The sequence below is a fragment of the Aeromonas sp. DNP9 genome, from assembly GCF_001728955.1.
Lineage (GTDB): Bacteria > Pseudomonadota > Gammaproteobacteria > Enterobacterales > Aeromonadaceae > Aeromonas > Aeromonas veronii.
The window spans coordinates 33,638-51,101 of sequence record NZ_LYSQ01000004.1; the positions used below are offsets into that span (position 1 = coordinate 33,638).

At 56.6% G+C, this 17,464-nt stretch carries 17 protein-coding genes; 10 read left to right on the forward strand and 7 right to left on the reverse strand.

The features are described 5' to 3' along the window. Positions 1-94 precede the first annotated feature (94 nt). Both dapD and A9G06_RS03455 read left to right on the forward strand, forming a co-directional pair. On the forward strand, positions 95-922 hold the full coding sequence (dapD, locus tag A9G06_RS03450; protein ID WP_069554278.1) for a 2,3,4,5-tetrahydropyridine-2,6-dicarboxylate N-succinyltransferase: 828 nt from the start codon (positions 95-97) through the stop codon (positions 920-922). 126 nt (positions 923-1,048) lie between these two features. Then, a complete protein-coding gene (locus tag A9G06_RS03455; RefSeq protein ID WP_005338583.1) occupies positions 1,049-1,432 on the forward strand; it encodes a DUF3461 family protein in 384 nt (127 codons plus the stop codon). 474 nt (positions 1,433-1,906) lie between these two features. On the opposite strand, the gene ptsG is transcribed toward A9G06_RS03455, so the two are convergent. The 6 genes from ptsG to A9G06_RS03485 all read right to left on the reverse strand — a co-directional run bounded on the left by ptsG (position 1,907) and on the right by A9G06_RS03485 (position 8,315). After that, entirely contained in the window at positions 1,907-3,337 is a 1,431-nt protein-coding gene (gene ptsG / locus A9G06_RS03460) for a PTS glucose transporter subunit IIBC (RefSeq protein WP_005338586.1), read from the reverse strand. 423 nt (positions 3,338-3,760) lie between these two features. Then, a complete protein-coding gene (locus A9G06_RS03465; protein WP_069554279.1) occupies positions 3,761-4,732 on the reverse strand; it encodes a MalM family protein in 972 nt (323 codons plus the stop codon). A 91-nt stretch (positions 4,733-4,823) separates the two neighbouring features. Next, positions 4,824-6,137 carry a maltoporin gene (locus A9G06_RS03470; RefSeq protein WP_005349751.1) on the reverse strand — a complete coding sequence of 438 codons (1,314 nt, stop codon included), beginning with the start codon at positions 6,135-6,137 and terminating at the stop codon, positions 4,824-4,826. 542 nt (positions 6,138-6,679) lie between these two features. Then, positions 6,680-7,120: a flavodoxin gene (locus A9G06_RS03475; RefSeq protein ID WP_069554280.1), complete on the reverse strand. Its 441-nt coding sequence runs from the start codon at positions 7,118-7,120 to the stop codon at positions 6,680-6,682. A gap of 89 nt (positions 7,121-7,209) precedes the next feature. After that, a complete protein-coding gene (truC, locus tag A9G06_RS03480; protein ID WP_041202291.1) occupies positions 7,210-7,983 on the reverse strand; it encodes a tRNA pseudouridine(65) synthase TruC in 774 nt (257 codons plus the stop codon). Then, positions 7,980-8,315 carry a YqcC family protein gene (locus A9G06_RS03485; RefSeq protein WP_005338596.1) on the reverse strand — a complete coding sequence of 112 codons (336 nt, stop codon included), beginning with the start codon at positions 8,313-8,315 and terminating at the stop codon, positions 7,980-7,982. Before A9G06_RS03485 ends, truC begins: the two co-directional genes overlap by 4 nt. 276 nt (positions 8,316-8,591) lie before the next feature. Here A9G06_RS03485 and A9G06_RS03490 point away from each other — a divergent pair, with 276 nt between their 5' ends. From A9G06_RS03490 to A9G06_RS03510, 5 genes are all read left to right on the forward strand, one after another. Further along, positions 8,592-9,632: a DUF3549 family protein gene (locus tag A9G06_RS03490; protein WP_069554281.1), complete on the forward strand. Its 1,041-nt coding sequence runs from the start codon at positions 8,592-8,594 to the stop codon at positions 9,630-9,632. Between the two features lie 111 nt (positions 9,633-9,743). Then, positions 9,744-10,043 (forward strand): DUF3301 domain-containing protein, encoded by a 300-nt coding sequence (locus A9G06_RS03495; RefSeq protein ID WP_047435589.1) that lies wholly within the window; start codon positions 9,744-9,746, stop codon positions 10,041-10,043. Positions 10,044-10,117: 74 nt separating this feature from the next. Then, complete coding sequence (locus A9G06_RS03500) at positions 10,118-10,354, forward strand: DUF2789 family protein (RefSeq protein ID WP_005338602.1); 237 nt, start codon at positions 10,118-10,120, stop codon at positions 10,352-10,354. 83 nt (positions 10,355-10,437) lie between these two features. Continuing rightward, positions 10,438-10,734: a DNA-binding protein gene (locus A9G06_RS03505; RefSeq protein ID WP_069554282.1), complete on the forward strand. Its 297-nt coding sequence runs from the start codon at positions 10,438-10,440 to the stop codon at positions 10,732-10,734. 3 nt (positions 10,735-10,737) lie between these two features. Continuing rightward, positions 10,738-11,523: a Zn-ribbon-containing protein gene (locus A9G06_RS03510; RefSeq protein ID WP_069554283.1), complete on the forward strand. Its 786-nt coding sequence runs from the start codon at positions 10,738-10,740 to the stop codon at positions 11,521-11,523. Positions 11,524-11,615: 92 nt separating this feature from the next. Here the strand turns inward: A9G06_RS03510 and syd are convergent, their stop codons facing one another. Beyond that, positions 11,616-12,164 (reverse strand): SecY-interacting protein, encoded by a 549-nt coding sequence (gene syd / locus A9G06_RS03515; RefSeq protein ID WP_069554284.1) that lies wholly within the window; start codon positions 12,162-12,164, stop codon positions 11,616-11,618. Positions 12,165-12,368: 204 nt separating this feature from the next. On the opposite strand from syd, the gene queF reads away from it, so the two are divergent. From queF to A9G06_RS03530, 3 genes are all read left to right on the forward strand, one after another. Then, positions 12,369-13,217, forward strand: a complete 849-nt coding sequence (queF, locus tag A9G06_RS03520) for an NADPH-dependent 7-cyano-7-deazaguanine reductase QueF (RefSeq protein WP_069554389.1) — start codon at positions 12,369-12,371, stop codon at positions 13,215-13,217. Positions 13,218-13,427: 210 nt separating this feature from the next. Continuing rightward, on the forward strand, positions 13,428-15,710 hold the full coding sequence (locus A9G06_RS03525; protein ID WP_042081124.1) for a hypothetical protein: 2,283 nt from the start codon (positions 13,428-13,430) through the stop codon (positions 15,708-15,710). 83 nt (positions 15,711-15,793) lie between these two features. Beyond that, the gene (locus tag A9G06_RS03530; protein ID WP_069554285.1) at positions 15,794-17,410 is read left to right on the forward strand and encodes a diguanylate cyclase; all 1,617 of its coding nucleotides are present in this window, start codon (positions 15,794-15,796) and stop codon (positions 17,408-17,410) included. Positions 17,411-17,464 lie beyond the last annotated feature (54 nt).

Here is a 17,464-nt window from a genome sequence, read left to right on the forward strand (position 1 = left end):
AAATGGCCGCTGGCCGGAAGAATTCCGGTCAACCCCTTAAAAACAGTCGGAAAAGTGTGATACAACAAACAGAATTTTTTAAAGGAAACCTGTCATGACCGAGTTGCAACAGATCATTGAAGCGGCCTTCGAGCGCCGCGACACCATTACTCCGGGCTCCGTGGATAGCGCCACCAAGTCCGCCATCCTGCAAGCCATCGACCTGCTGGACTCCGGCAAGGCGCGGGTTGCCGAGAAGATCGCCGGTGAGTGGGTTGTCCATCAGTGGTTGAAGAAAGCGGTACTGCTCTACTTCCGCATCAACGACAACGGCATCATCAAGGGCGACGATGCCCAGTACTACGACAAGGTTCCCCTCAAGTTCTCCAACTACACCGCCGAGCAGTTCAAGGAAGCGGGTGTGCGCGTGGTGCCGCCGGCAACAGCCCGCAAAGGCTCCTTTATCGCCCCCAATACCGTGCTGATGCCCTCCTATGTCAACATCGGCACCTTCGTTGACGAAGGTACCATGGTCGATACCTGGGCCACTGTCGGCTCTTGCGCCCAGATCGGTAAAAACGTGCATCTCTCCGGCGGCGTCGGCATCGGTGGCGTACTGGAGCCACTGCAGGCCAACCCGACCATCATCGAAGACAACTGCTTTATCGGTGCCCGATCCGAAGTGGTTGAAGGGGTCATCGTCGAGGAAGGTTCCGTCATCTCCATGGGCGTCTTCATCGGCCAGTCCACCCGCATCTATGACCGCGAAACCGGCGAGATCCACTACGGCCGCGTACCGGCTGGCTCCGTGGTAGTCTCCGGCTCCCTGCCCTCCAAGTGCGGCAAATACAGCCTCTACGCGGCGGTGATCGTCAAGAAGGTCGATGCCAAAACCCGCGCCAAAGTCGGCATCAACGCCCTGCTGCGCTCCATCGACGAGTAATCAGCATTGCAGTGATGAAAGGGCGCCTGATGGCGCCCTTTTGATTTTGGCGCCCCTGTCACAGGCAAGCCATGAGGCATCGGTTAAGATGGATGGGACAGGATCGTTTCAAACCGAGGAAGCCTGATGTACGAGAATCTTAAGAGCCTGGGGATCCAGGATCCCGCCTCCGTCGACAGCTACACCCTGCGCCAGGAGGCCAACCACGACATCCTCAAGATCTACTTCAAGAAGCAGAAGGGCGAGTTCTTCGCCAAGAGTGTCAAATTCAAGTATCCCCGCCAGCGCAAGACCATGCTGGTCGACTCCGGTACCCATGAGTACAAGGATGTCACCGAGATCAATGCCAACCTCAAATATGTGGTGGATGAGCTGGACAACCTGACCCAGGGCGTCCATCAGCAGGCCGACCCGGACATCAAGCAGAAGATCCTGCGCGACCTGCGTCATCTGGAAAAAGTGGTACAGAACAAGATCAGCGAAATCGAGCGGGATCTGGAGAAACTCTAATCCCCCCGACTCGACAAAAGAGCGCCCAGGTGGCTAATGCAAGTCTGTTAAGAGAATTTGAGTCCCAACCCGCGGGGTATAAGGGCTAACGAGTGAGGGAGGCATGATGCCTCCCTCTTTTTATTGCATGCCAGTCAGGGCAAGGGTTGGAGCCAACTTGACTCCTTAATCATGGAGCTACTTTTGATATTCAAGATCTAGAATATTTAGTCATAAAAGTGCTTAACTGACTGGCATTAGCCCAGGTGGCGCTCTTTTTATTGGCTGACTTTATATAGGTTTATCAGGTGATGACATGCGATAAGGCGAGCGAGGCACAACGCCGACAGCAGGTATCCCGTTACACATCGCATCTTGGGCAACGAGACTCCTGCCGAGCTCGACCTGCTGTGACTCGCACGATCCATAACCAGAAATAGCAAGAGGGAGGCTTTCGCCTCCCTCTTCAAACACGCTGATATTCAGGCAACAGAATTAGTTGCTCTTCATCCAGATGTCCATGTCGGTTTTCAGGTTGTCGGACTTGGTACCGAAGATGGCTTGAACGCCGGAACCAGCCACTACCACACCGGCAGCACCCAGCTTCTTCAGACCAGCCTGGTCAACCTTGGCAACATCTTTCACGCCAACACGCAGACGGGTGATGCAGGCATCCAGAGAAGCGATGTTCTCTTTACCACCGAAGGCGGCAACCAGAGCAGCAGACATTTCGTCTTTGCCTTGGCCAACGGCCTCTTCAGCAGTCTCGTCTTCACGACCCGGGGTTTTCAGGTTCATGGCACGGATAACGAAGCTGAATACGACGTAGTAGATGGCAGCGTATACCAGACCCAGACCAACCAGCAGCAGCATGTTGTCGGCACGCGGTGATTGCACCACGAAGTCGATGAAGCCGTTGGAGAAGGTGTGACCGTGTACGATACCCAGAGAGTTGGTCAGCACATAAGCCAGACCAGCCAGTACAGCGTGGATTGCGTACAGAACCGGAGCGATGAACAGGAAGGAGAATTCAATCGGCTCGGTGATACCGGTCAGGAAAGAGGTCAGGGCAGCAGAGGCCATGATACCAACGATCTTGGCGCGGTTTTCCGGCTTGGCAGCGTGAGCAATGGCGAACGCAGCAGCAGGCAGACCGAACATTTTGAACAGGTAGCCACCAGCCAGCTGACCAAAGCCGTTACCGGCAGCGCGGGACGCGTCATCAGCAGTCAGGAAGCAGGTCATGATACCGTGAACAGTTTCACCGGCACCGTTGACGCAGGTACCAGCCTGATAGAAGAACGGTACGTTCCAGATGTGGTGCAGACCGAACGGGATCAGGGAGCGCTCAACCACGCCGTAGATACCGAAGGCCAGTACCGGATTCTGGTTGGCAGCCCAGTCAGAGAAGGCACCGATGGCGCCACCCACTGGCGGCCAAATCACGGACAGGATCACACCCAGACCGATGGAGAGGAAACCGGTGATGATGGGTACGGCACGTTTGCCCGCGAAGAAGCCCAGGTACTCTGGCAGCTGGATCTTGTAGAAACGGTTGAACGCCCAGGCAGCGATACCACCGGCCAGGATACCACCCAGCACGCCGGTTTCGATGGTTTCAACACCCATCACAGGTGCCATGACCTTCAGGGTTGCGACCATGATGCCGTAGCCAACGATGGCTGACAGACCGGATACACCGTCGTTATTGGTAAAGCCCAGAGCAACACCCACTGCGAACAGCAGGGCCATCTGACCAAATACGGAACCACCGGCTTGCTCCATCAATTGGGAGACAATTTCCGGCATCCAGCTGAAGTGGGCAGCACCCACCCCCAGCAGAATACCTGCGACTGGCAAGACTGATACTGGCAGCATCAGCGCCTTACCAACCTTTTGCAGATTAGAGAAAGCATTTTTGAACATTGTGTGCGCTCCTGAATGGATTGTCGTCCCTGAACGATCTATCTGGATGAAATAAGCACTGATTCATTCAGATATCTTCGAGTCGGGCTTGTTTATTTTGACCATCAGAATATAACCCAGCGGGTCATAAATTGCTGCTTTCGAAGGCGGGGGAATATTGAATTTGGAGGGAAGATCACAACTTGTTTAGCGGCTAAAAAACGCATCTAATACAAGTTAATAATCTGCATTATCACTTTATTACAAAGACATATAAATAGCAGTTTCACTTTGTATTTTAATAATGCCGTTTACATCAAAAAGCAACTCACTGTAACCAAATGTAACGGCGTGATTTTTATTTATTACAGTCTACCGATTAAAAAGGCCTCCAACAAGGGAGGCCTCAATAAATATATCTGACCAACAAACGGTCGTATTACTCTATTTTTGCGAGCGCTTGACCGCATCAATAAACACGCTTTTTGCCTTGGTTGAACCGGCCCGCTCGGCCTCGTTCACCAGCTTCATCGCCTTGTCGATATCCCCCGCCTTGACCGCTTTTTCGATCTGACTCTGGTAGAAGGCTTCTGTTTCACTCAGCATGGCAGGAGCAGGTTTGGTTACGGCCGCAGCTGTTGCAGTTGTGGTAACGGCTGCGGTAGTCGCTATCGCGGCAGCCTGCTGACCCTGGCTCATGGCCACCTTGTCGGCATATTCGGGTTTGAATACCGCTTCAAGACCACTTCCACGGGCCATATCTTTGACTTTGATCTGCACCAAACCCCACGGGGAGTGCGGGATCACCGGATCCTTGATATCAGGCTCAACGGTACCATTAGCGCGGGCAAATGCTTTTGATGGATGCAGGATTGTTGTGCTGCCCGAGAGCTTATCCGCGGGCGCATAAACGATCATGTATGTTTCGCTGGCCGGGTTGCCAGGCATGCTGCGGTCAACAAAAACACGTCCTTCGATACGGTCGTTATCGAGCAGGTGAGCAGGCTGATAGCTGAATACTGACTCACCCAGGACCCGAGTCACCTTGAACTCGGCATCCAGCATAATGACCTTGGGCACCATCACGGTTTTACTCACCTGTGATGCCAGGCTGATCGCCAGATTGCCGGTGTTGGTCGGCAGGCGATAAGCCGCAAAGTAACTCATCCCCTCATCAAACTGAAAAGTGGGTTGCTTGCCATCGATCGCCAGCAAGGTCTCACCTTCAGGCAAGGGGGCATAACTGAAATCTTTAAACGCCACACAGCAGCTGGAGGCTTTGGCCAACGCTTGCTTGGCTTGATCTGCATCGCTCAAGATCGAGCCATGTTCTTGCAGAGGAACAACCATGTTTCCGGCACAACCGGTTAATAGCGCAGTGATTACGGCTGCAATAGACATCTTTACCCGTTTCATTTTTCTTATCTCCATAATCCGGTGGCCGTGATCCGGCGAAACAAAACTGCCCCCATAAGGGGGCAGTCACTAACTTAACTTAAACTTTTGCTTACCACCAAGCTTCTGCTTGAACACCAAATTGGTAGGTGTCTTTGGAGGTATTGCCTTCGAAGACTTTCTTGTCTTCGTCGTTAGCCAGATAGGAGGCGAACACACGGATTTCCGGACGGGCCCAGAAGCTGGAACCGGCAGACCAGGCTTGTGCCAGGGTCAGCTTGTAGCCAGCATCTTTGTCTTCGCTACCATTGGTAGACTTGTTGTTGTCCTTGAAGTAGCCGCCTTCAAAGATGGTCTTGTTGAAGTCATCCCACTTGTACATCGGGCGGATAACAGCGGACATGGTTTCGTACTTGTCGTTGCCATCCCACATTTCGTTGCCTACACCGTAAACCAGCTGGTGACCCATCTCCCAGGAGTTGCCCATCGGAACAACGCCCCAGTTGATGATACGGAAACCATCAGCACCGTCTTTGGCTTCAGCGCCGTACCAGGAACCATCGCCATAGAAGGCCATAGTCTTGGAGTAACCTTCGGTACCGTATTGCAGAACGGTTTTGTTGAAACCACCGAGGATGCCTGCGGTCAGTTCAGCAGTCAGCATGACGCCATCTTGCGGATCTTTCTTCAGTGCTTTCTGATCATTGGTTTCATTTACCAGAGCGTAATCCACGCCCAGTTCCAGAGAGGCATCGGTCCACAGCGGGATGCCGGCATAACGCAGATCCAGAGTATTTACGTTCAGATCTTCGTTCTTCACGTAGTTTGGAGCTGCACTGGTACCGGTATTGGTGTACTCGCCGAACACGTCTTTTGCGCTACGGTCGTTACGTACCCATGCGAAAGAGACTTTACCCGGACCAGCCTGGATGCCTTCGATACCAGCACCAGCACCGGAGATGTTCCAGTAATAGAAGTCGGAGATGTGGATGTCATGGCGTTGATAGTAACGCTTACCAGCCCACAGGGTTGCTTCAGGAGCAAAGTTCAGCAAGCCTTTGGCTTGTACGTTGAACTGACGCAGAGCGAAGTCAGAATCACCATTGCACTGCTTGGCATCGAAGTTACAAACAGTACCGGTACCTTCCCAGTCGTTTGAACCGTTGGAAGCCATGGCAAACATGGAATCAACATAGAAAGTCTTGCCATCTTTGTTGAATACTTCCTGACCCAGTTGCACTTCACCGTAGGTATCATTTTCGTTACCCAGACGGCCAACTTTATTGACGTTGTATTTAACCATGTCGCCGTCGCCGGAAACACCGACACCGGAACGGAAGTAACCGTGGAAATCTACGGCAAAGGCGGCTTGGGAAGCCAGGGCGGCAGTAACAGCTGCTGCAATCGGGAGCCACTTCATTTTCATTGTCATATTCCTTATTTCCCGCAGTGAGGAGTGTGATCCTGAATATTCAACTTCTTATCACCATGTAATCCTGTTGGTGATAACCGAGGTTGATTATAGGGAGCGTATTTCACGACAAATATGAAGCGACTCACAAAATGGCGACAAATCGCTCGGCAAACGATCGCCACAACACCAGTCAGTAAAAAACAGACCAACTAAGCAATAGACAACCAATAAAATCATAAAACAAGCAATTATGGCAAACTTGAAAGCGTTACCAGCAATTAATTCGCGATTGAACCAAAGTCATTATTTTACGTTCGAATGACAAAAACATGACTGAGATCGCTTTCAAGATTGAACTTTTATTTGGATGACGGGTCTGCGGTGCGCTTGAAACCATTACGCCGATGGAATGCCAAAAGGGGAAAATATCCCTCCGCCACTATCGACAATAAGAGTGGGAAATATGCTTGCTGAGTGAGATGACATTTGTGCAAATAACAATCCCCTGCCGGTTAAGGATCAGGGGATTGATATGGCTCTATTTCAAAGAATATTCAGGGCTGAATATCCCACTTTTTCAGCCAGCTGAGTGCCACCTGTTCGGGTTCATCGTGCACGGTGGCATCCAGCTCCAGCGGGGGCATCACTCGCGTGGCCCCCAGCTCTTGCAGCAACCCGTCCAGCCGACGGCCCGCGCCACAAAAATGGTCATAGCTGCTGTCGCCCATGGCAATCAGGGCATAACGCAGCCCCTTGAGCCAAGGCGCCTTGTCAGCCAGCTCGCTGGCAAAGGGCTGCAGATTGGGAGGAATGTCTCCCTGCCCTGTAGTGGCACTGACCAGCAATAAAAAACGGCCGGGGTCGATGTCCGCCAGCCGTGCTTCTTCGTGCAGAGAACAGTGATGCCCCTTGCGTTCCAGCTCATCTACCAAGGTCTCGGCCACCAGCATGGCTGCGCCATAGACAGTTCCTACCACGATATCGATCTGCGCCATTCTCCTCTCCCTGCTTGAGTCACTCTTTTAGCAACTCTATCAGCAAGCTGGCGTCAGATGCCACCGGTTCAGGGCTGAGGATCAGGCGCTTAGTAGTCGCTCTCGCTGGCGGGCCAGCCCAGCTCGGCAAACAGGCGCAGCACATCCTGACCGAGTGGCGCCTGGATCCGCATCGGCACCTTGAGCACAGGATGGGTAAAGCTCAGGGTGCGGGCCACCAGCAGCAGCCGTTCGCAGCCAAAGTGCTCGCGAAAGAAACGGTTGTGACGACCATCCCCATGGGTGGTATCCCCAACGATGGGGTGGAACAGGTGATCCATATGGCGGCGTAGCTGATGCTTGCGGCCGGTCTTCGGGAACAATCTGACCAGACTGTAGCGACTGGTGGGGTGCTTTTTGGATACCGCGTGGGGCAGCTCGACCTGATGCAGGCGCCGGAAGGTGGTGACGGCATCCTGTGCCGGACGATCCGGGTTGCTCATGGCATCGGCAATCTTGTCCAACTGCTCCTTGAGGGGATAGTCGATCACCCCCTGCTCGGGTGCCCAGCCGCGCACCAATGCCAGATACTCCTTGTGTACCTGACGTTGGGTGAAGGCTTCGGTCAGCGCGCGGGCAATCACCGGATCGAGCGCAAACAGCAGCACGCCGGAGGTAGGACGGTCGAGGCGATGCACCGGATAGACATGGCGACCACCAATGAGATCCCGGGTCATCTGCATGGCAAAACGGGTCTCACCCTTGTCGAGCCAGCTGCGGTGCACCAGCAGACCAGACGGTTTGTTGACCGCCACCAGCCACTCATCCTGATAGAGCAGGGTCAGCTTCAAGTCACTCTCTTCTCGGGTTTGATCTGGCATCATTGTTCGATCACTTTGCCGGAAAGCAGCAGATCGAAGCGGGCGATCAGGCGCAGCAGCGCTTCTGCTTCGGCCAGATCCTCTTTGTAGACTTCGCTGGCCATGGGATAAAGGGAGACGCTGGTGGGCAGTGGCGCCTGCAACATCACCAGCTGCTCCATGCGCGGGATCAGCACGAACTGCAGCCACTGATCAAAGCTCAGGGTATCGACACAAAAAGGCAGGGTGCTTGCCAGGGCTTCGTCACCGGGATGGTCAGCTTGCCAGCGCTCAAGGCGCTGCAACTCGGCGGTGAGTTCCCCCAACAGGCCAGCTACCAGCAAATATTGATTCATCTCGCTCTCTTCCTCATAACCACCAATTGATCCGCCGACCCGACAGGGTCAGCCAGGATGCCGATACATTCAGTCGCACAGCACCGGCGGTTCAGCCGGGTCAACGACATACACAGCAGCCAGCACGGCCTGCCGCCGTTAAAAAAGGGCGATACTATACACCTCCCCCCGCATGGCTGCCATGTTGATATCTGCCGCAGCGCACGTCTGCTGCCACTGGCTATCCTCGGCAAGGGCCTTATAATCGGCCCGCATCACCATTAGCCGGATCTCACCATGTCTGCGACACCTACTGCCATCAATACCTTGACCGAATTTCTGACTCAGGCTGGCACCCAGTTCCAGCTATTTGACATGGGCCGCCAGGTGCGGTCACTGGCAAGCGATACCTTTGTGCGCATCGAACAGCAGCAGGAGCCCTACCCCTGGCCGCTGCAACAGCACGCCTGGCTGGGTGTGCACTTCTTCCAGCCGAGCGAGTCTCGCCACTATCTCTGGTTCCTCAAGTTTGCCCTCGATGAGCGCGGCCTGCTGATGTCAAATGGCCCCAAGCTGTTCATGGATCAGGTGGTGGAGACCCTGGGCTACAAGCTCACCGGCGATCTGGATGAAGAGAAAGCCCAGCGCTTGGCCGACAACCCCTACACCTTCCGCCCGGCGGAGGCAAAAATGGCCAGTCTGCACGCCAAGCTGGCGCGACAGCTGGAGCAGGCCCCTTCTGCCTATTACGATGCCCTCTGCCACTATCTGGCCGCCCCCATCGACACCGGTTGGCAGACTCTGGGGCTGCAGGGCTTTGCCGACCTGGCCGAGCGACTGCATGATGAGCGCAATCTAGCGCTGATCTGCAAGGCACTACCCAAACTGCCGCAAGAGCCGCTCTATGCCCTCTGCCAGAGCCTTGAAAACGCCCCGCTGCCGCCAGCAGTACAAGGCGCCCTGCTCGAGCGGATCGGCAAGGAGCAGGAGTGCGCCGCCCCCAACCCGGAGACCCTGGCCTACCTCTGCCGCGCCATGGCCTCCTGCCCCGGCAGCACCTTGCGCACCAACAAGCTGCTGACCCTGCTGCAAACCCAGCCGAGCCCTGCGCTGCTGCTCGCCATTGCGGGCCGACTCTGGCCCGATCTGAAAGATGCCAATCTGCTCAGCCACTATCTGGAACAACTGGCGCTACAACCGACGCAGTTCTTCAATCAGGTTTTTGCCGAGTTGGTCACTTTACCGGCCCTGCGCAATGATATGCTGGCCAGACTGCGTGACCCCGACCGCAGCGATGCGCTGGGCAAGGCCATCGGCCGTCTGTTTGCCTCGGCCTGATCCCTCGCCTCCCCCTCACGCCACGAGGCAACACGGCGGGAAATAGAAAAGGAGATCGGGAGTGCCGAGCAGGACTCCCGGTTATCGACATCACGATAAGGAAGCCCGCCTATGGGAGAGATGCTCGGAATTTTGTTGCTGATTGCCGTAGCCGGCCTGTTCTGGCTACAACGCCAACAGGCAGAAGTGGCCTGGCAATACATGCGCCGCTACTGCCAGCACCATGATCTGCAACTGCTGTCACTGGCTCGCCATCGGCGGGAGCTGGCGCATAATCCCCTGCGGCTGCTGACCCACTATCAGTTTGAATTCTCCAGCGATGGCGAGAGCCACTATCAAGGCACCCTCAAGATGCAGGGGCTGCACATCGTGGGCGTCGATCTGCCCCCCCATCGCATCCCCTCTGCCTGATCCCCAATCTCGTCTCTGCGCCCGGTTGCTGTGCCTGTCTATAATCTCAGGGATTAAACAAAGGGAGAGACGAGATGGAACCCCTTGTCCACGATCTGCCAGCCCTGTTTGCCCAGCTTGGGATGGCCAACGACGAGCTGAGCCTGCACCGCTTTGTGCACGACCATCACCTCGACAATGAGACCCTGCTGCCGGAGGCCGGTTTCTGGAACGCCGCCCAGGCCAGCTTTCTGCGCGATGCCCTGTGGAACGACTCCGACTGGTGCGAGGCAATCGACCAGCTCGATGTGATGTTGCGCCAGCCCCGCTAGCCGCCCGCCCCTTTCCTCCCCTGCCGGCTTTGGTTAAGATCCCGCCCCGATATCGATCCCTCCTTCTCACCCAGAGCACGCTTATGTCCGCCCACGAGATCATCCGAATTGCCAACGAGCTGGCCGCCAAGGGCCTGACTCCCACCACTGCCATGATCAAGGCCCGCCTCACCCAGCCCGTGCCGATGGCCGAGCTGCTGAAAGTGCTGAGCCAGTGGAAGCAGCAGCCCATCGCGACCGCCGAGAGTGAGCTCCTGCCAGAGGCCGTGCCCCAGCCAGCGCCGGAGCTCACCCTGCAGCAACTCGCCGAACAGCTCGCACGCATCGAACAGAAGGTGGATCGCCTGACCGACCTGCTCCTCCAGCAGGGGCAAGGCTGAACCATGTATATCGTCGAACTCTGCTTTGAGTGTTACCGCGATACCTCCCTTGGCGAAGCCGAGCGGGCCATCGTCAACTACCTCGACATGCTGCGTTATCAGGGCCAGATCCTCGGGCGGGAGTTCCCCACCAGCATGCATGAGGGCTATTTCGTCAGTCGGGTGGTCTGCCCGGAGCAGGATAGCCTGCACCCCGACAACCAGAGCGATCAGGTCAAGCTGGCCGAACAGCAGCTCAATCAGGCCGGGCTGCTGGCGCCCAAACTCCATTTGCAAGGGGCGGATCTGCTCTCCGACAGCACAGATCCTTGCGGCCAGCAGGGCGAGCGCCCCAGCTGGATGCTGCTCTATACCAGCTTTTTGCATACCTGCTCACCGCTGCGCTGTGGCGACCACTTCGCCCCCATTCCGCTCTACCAACTGCCCGCAGTCGCCAACGGCGATCAGAAGCAGATCATCAAGTGGCAGGAGGATTGGGAGGCGTGCGATCAGTTGCAGATGAACGGCTCCATCGCCGAACATGCGGCGCTGCACGAAATCGGCGAAGTGGGCAGCCGCCTCTACCGGCGCGGCAGCGATCTGGTCAAGCGGCTGGAAGTGCTGAGCGGCATCCCCACCTACTACTACCTCTACCGGGTGGGCGGGTTGAGCGCGGCCGAGGAGAAGGCGCGCCCCTGCCCCAGCTGTGGCGGTGAGTGGGCGCTGGCAGCGCCACTGCACGAGATCTTCGACTTCAAGTGCGACAGCTGCCGGCTGGTCTCCAACCTCTCCTGGGATTTCAAGGATTAAGCGCGTTCCCTGTACGCGATGCCATAAAAAAGAGCCTTGCCGCATGGCAAGGCTCTTTTCGTTCCGATGAGTAACTTTGGCTCGAACAGGCACTATTGCGGCAACGTCTCCAGCCGTTCCAGAAACGCCGGCAAAGAGGGCGCCAACGGCAGACGGCGGCCGGAATCGAGCCACTCCAGCCACACCTGACCACTCTCGTTATCCAGCGAGATGAGCGTCATCTCGTTGCGGGTGGTGGCAATAAAGATGGAGGGGGTTCGTTTTAGCTTGCGCAGCATCAGCAGGTGGCCGATGAGGTTCTCCTTGAGCAGGTCGAGATCTGCCTCGTTCCACGGCAGGATCAATTCAAGGCGCAGCCCCTTGAAAAGGCAGGGGATGGGGCGGCTGAACCAGTGCCCGAACAGGGCAATGGCGCCGGGATGAATTGTCAGCTCAAGGGCATCGGCCATGGCCGTAAAATCGGCGGGTTCGGGGCGATGGTGAGGGCGCCAGGCCACCCGACCATCGGCGGGCTCACCAAGCTGGCAGGGGGAACGCCAGTCCGCCTCCCACTCGCACAGGGGCAGGCCTCGTCTGGCCTCACCATCCCGTTGCCAGCGGGCAAAAAAGTGCTCCAGGGCAGACAAAACTTGATCCGACATCGAAAATCCCCACAATTGCTGGCAAAGTCCGCTATTGCACCACCAAACCCGGTAACAGACAAGGTTGCCAGCCGACCTAGTGACTCGGGAAACAGAACCCGGGATACAGAGAGGCCGACGCCCAAGCCAGACGGCTGCAACCATCCGGCCCTGCAATGGTCCGTTTCATTCCACTCATCATGAGCAGATTACGTGAGCAACCCTGTGAGCAAACAAGATAGATACGCCGGGGCCAGCGCCCTGACCGGCCTGAGCCTGGGCCAGCAATCCGATTACATCAGCCAGTACACCCCCTCCCTGCTGCAGCCGGTTCCACGTAGCCTGAACCGGGATGATCTCCAGCTGGGCGATGATCTGCCCTTTAGCGGTTGCGATGTCTGGACCCTCTATGAGCTCTCCTGGCTCAATGCCAAGGGCAAGCCGATAGTGGCGGTGGGTGAAGTGGCCATTCCGGCCACCAGTGCGAACCTGATCGAATCCAAATCCTTCAAGCTCTACCTCAACTCCTTCAACCAGACCCGTTGCGACTCTATCGAGGCAGTCGCCGCCATGCTGACCAAGGATCTGAGCGCCTGTGCCGGCGAGACCGTCAAGGTGACCCTGTTCCCCCTCGACAAGGCGCCGCACCAGATTGCCCAGCTGCCCGGCGAGTGCATCGACGAGCAGGATATCGAGGTAGACAATTACGAGTTTGATGCGTCCCTGCTGCAAGGGGCCGCTGGCAGCGAGCTGGTCGAGGAGACCCTGCACAGCCACCTGCTCAAATCCAACTGTCTGGTGACCAGCCAGCCGGACTGGGGTTCCGTGGTGATCCGCTACAAGGGGCCGAAACTCGATCGGGAGAAGCTGCTGCGCTATCTCATCTCGTTTCGCCAGCACAACGAGTTCCACGAGCAGTGCATCGAGCGGATCTTTATCGACCTCAAACACTATTGCCAGCCTGAGCAGTTGACCGTCTATGCCCGCTATACCCGTCGCGGTGGCCTCGATATCAACCCGTTCCGCTCCGATTTCGAAGCCGTGCCCGCCAACCTGCGTCTGATCCGCCAATAAAGTCGAGCTGCGACAGAGAGGGCAGGTACACTGCCCTCCATGACTGGCAAAAAGGTTTCGATCGATGCTTTACGCAGCTGGGATAATGGGGCTGGATAATAAAATCCAGACGAAACCCACTTGCCGGCCACCAGCAAACCACAGTAAACGCTGGACTCGCAGGGGGGGGCTTGGATAACATGCCAACACCTCTGCGCCGTCCTTAATCCAATGAATCAACTGTTTTTTCTGGCCATGATGATGTCCTCCCTGTCAGCTCCGAATCTGGATCTGGACAAGGAGCAACTCTCTATCGATCTGCAACAAGCGCAATCGATGGTACTGACCGATCCTGCCAGATGCGTCCAGATCACCACAGCCTTCCTGACGCGCGCAGCCAACAATCCCCAGCAAATCATCAGCAATCGCCAGGAGTTCGGTTATCGCGAGCCCATCCTGAGTTACAGCACGGCGGCCCAGACCATAGGCGCCCATCTGCTCAAAGGGGAGTGTCTGCTGCAACTGGGCCAATATCAGGCCACCCAGCAAGCGCTCGACAAGGCGATGGCGCTGGCAGACAAAGAGCAACAACCGGAACTCAAGGCCCACGGCCTCTATCTCAAGATCCGCAGTCAGGCCCTCAAACCGGATAACCAGAGCACCAGCCGCGCCCTGATGGATCAACTGGACGAACAGCTGGCCGTCCCCACTCTCAAGCAGAGCCAGCTGCAGATTTATGGCCGCCTGCAACGCACCAGCTACGACATCGAGAACCAGCACTTCGATGATGCCAAGGCCCACTTGGCAGATGCGCGGATCTGGGCCGCCAAGACCCCCAATCCCCTCGCCAGTGCCTGGGTCAGCGCCATCAGCGGCGACCTTTATCGTGCGCTGCAGCAGCCACAGCTGGCGCTGGGGGAATATATCGATGCCCAACAACAGGCCAAAAGCCTCAATGACCCGCTCTTTCTCGGCCTGCTGTCGAACCAGATAGTGAAACTCTACCAGCAGGAGCAGGAGCCACAGAAAGCGCTGCAGTATGCCAATGAGGCGGCCAACTACTTCCACTCCATCGGCAACCCTTCCCTGCTGTGCGACTCCCTGATGGTGCTGGCGCGACTCAACCGCGAGCAGGGCGACCTCAATATGGCGCTGGTCTACTTCTTCAATGCCCTGGATCTGCTCGATGAGGGGAGCAACCGACCGCAAGCCTCTCTGCTCAAATACGAAATTGGCAAAACCTACCTGCAAAGCGGCAACCTCTCGCTGGCCAGCAACTACCTCAATGCGGCCCGTCAGTCCCACGAGCTGAGCGATGCCAAAGAGCCGCTCATAGATACCCTGCTGCTGCTCGGCGAGCTCTATCTGAAGAAACAGGAGGCCGCCATCGCCATCCTGCAGTTGGAGAACGCCCGCGCGCTGGCTAATCAGCTCGGCGATACCCGCCGCCAGTACGAGGTATTCCGCCTGTTGTCGCTTGCCTACGAGCAGAAGGGGTATCTGCGCCAGGCACTCGACAGCTACAAGCGCTTCCACCGTCTTGGCGAGGAGGTGCGCCAGCAGGAGCAAGCCATGGAGCAGGCGGCGATCCGCGACAACTATGTCCAGGTCGAGCGGGTACAACATATCAAGGAGCTGGAGCAGCGGCTTAACAACAGCCAGCATCAGCAGGAGCGCTATCTCTGGTCGAGCATCACCACCAGCCTGCTGCTGGCGCTCTTTATCTACCTCTTCTTCACCCTCTGGCTCAAGCTGCGTACTGCCCGCCTGCAACTGAAACGGACCAATGAGGCCCTGCTGATCGAGCCACGCTCGGGGCTGGCCAACTGGCAGCGGCTAATGAACCGCTGGCCGAGGGAGATGGCAAAGCGCCAGCTGAAATCGGATCGCTGGTACCTCAGCGAACAGCCCTCCAGCGAGTTCGATGACAAGCTGCACTATCTGCTGTTCCGGGTGCCTTTCCTGGTCAATACGCTGGAGCGCCACGGCTATCAGGCCAGCAGAGAAATCGAACAGGCCTTCGGTGCCTATATGGACACCCTGACCCCGCAAGATGGCCGTATCTATGACTTGCGTGAAGGACACATGCTCTATGTGGTGCCACAGCGCCACGTCACCAACCTGCATCAACTGGCGGGAGACCTGCTGACCGCCATCGCCGCCTTTCCTTGCAACTATCCGCTGGATCGCCAGATCAGCCTCGGGATTGTCAGTCACCCCTTCCTGCCGAAAGCGGCGACCGCGCTCGATCACAATGGCCTGTTTGACCTCTGCTATCTCGCCCTGTCGGGAGCCATTCAGCTCAGTGAAAAATGCCAGCAAAACGCCTGGTTGGAGCTGGCTGCGATCGATTGCCAACAAGCGGCATTTTTTAATGGAGATGTGTGGCAATGCGGCCTGATGGCAATTGACAAGGGACTGGTAAAAGTCAATTCTTCTCATGAAAAGCAATGGGTTAATTGGCCCAGCCTTGCAAGGAAGCCTGCAGCCGATAACCACCAGGAAATAATGTAGATAACAGGCGAGGATCGAAACCAGGTTCGACCACTGTTGCTATCCAACACCAAAAACAATAATGACAACAGGGCGACCTGATAATGAATGACATCGCTGCCGTAGCAGGACAATTGGCAAGACTCAGGGAATCCCTTCAGCAGAAACAGCTGGAACTCGACGGCGTGCTGTCGTTTTCCGATGCAGAGCGTGCTCGCGGCATCCAGTTTATCAACAAGTTGATGCTCTCCTGCCGTGGCTTCGACCGCGAGCTGGACAATCGCTTCGCCAAGCTCAAGCAGAAACTGGATAACAATCCCGCATTTACCTCGCTGGACGCCGACCTGCTGGCCATTGAAAAATTGCTACAGCAGCACAGCAATGCGCTCGAAGAGTCGATCACCCTGACTCAAACTGCCATCGATCTTGGTTCCAAACAGCTGAAAACCATCAAGGGCTTCCCGGAAGAGACCCGCAAGTCCCTCAAGGAATTTCTGGCAAGTCCCGCCGGTTACGGCATTGCCGATCACCAGAAGAAGGTGATCAAGCTGCTGGAGTTCTACCAGCAGGCGATCAAGATCCAGCTGCTGCCAAGTCAGCCCCTGTTGGCACCTTCAGGTGCAACTCAACAAGAAAGCGATACTGCCAGCAACGATGGCCAGCCCGATGCCGACCCGTTTGATCTCAAGGATCACGCCCGTATCGCCGATGAGCTGCAGCGACTTATCACCGAACTCGACTTTGCCGGCGCCATCGGCGAGAGCCTGAGCGACATTCGCCGCCAACTGCTGATCGGGATCAACCCTGCCCTGCTGGCGGAAACCTGCCTGCAGGTGATCGAGCTCATCATCGAAGGCACCCGTGAGGAGCGTAAAGCCTCTCGCGCCTTCCTCAGCTCTCTCAACGAGAGCCTGTCCGCAGTACATGTCGGCTTTACCGAATCCCTCGATGAGGGGCGCGCGCTGCAAAACGAAACCCGAGAGACCCGTGAGGCACTGGTCAACGAGTTGCAGGCGATCGATCACTCTCTGGCCAGCCATAACTCCATCGATGCGCTCAAGCGCGCCATCTCCGGCCATATGGGCGCCATCAACCTGCTGCTTCAAGAACGGGAAAGTACCGCAGCACGGGAACGTCACCTGCTCACCCGCCTCTCCACCATGGAGTCCAAGCTGCGCTTGATGAAGGAAGAGACCGCCGAGTACAAGAAGCGGCTGACCATTCAAAAACACAAGCTGTTCCTCGATAGCCTGACCCAGGTACACAACCGGGCCGCCCTCGATGAACGGCTGGAGCAGGAGTACAAACGTTGGCTTCGTTACCGCACTCCGCTCTGCATGGCGATCATCGACATCGATCACTTCAAGAACATCAATGACAACTACGGCCATATGGCGGGTGACAAGGCGTTGAAAGTGGTCGCCAAGGCGCTGCAAAGCGCGCTGCGTGACACCGACTTCATCGCCCGTTTTGGTGGGGAAGAGTTCGTGGTGTTGTTGCCCAACATTAACCCGGACAAGTTCCAGAAGCCGCTGGAGACCCTGCGCCAGACCATCAAGAGCATCCCGTTCCGTTTTCGCGATGCCAAGGTGGAGATCACCATCTCCATCGGCGCAACCCTGTTCAAGGATGGGGACAACCCGTCAGATGTGTTTGAACGGGCGGACAAGGCACTCTACCACTCCAAGCACACCGGTCGGGATCAAGTGACACTGGCCTGACAAGCGGCGAAAAAAACAGCGAACAGTCGTCGCCCTATTTCCCTCTACCCTCTG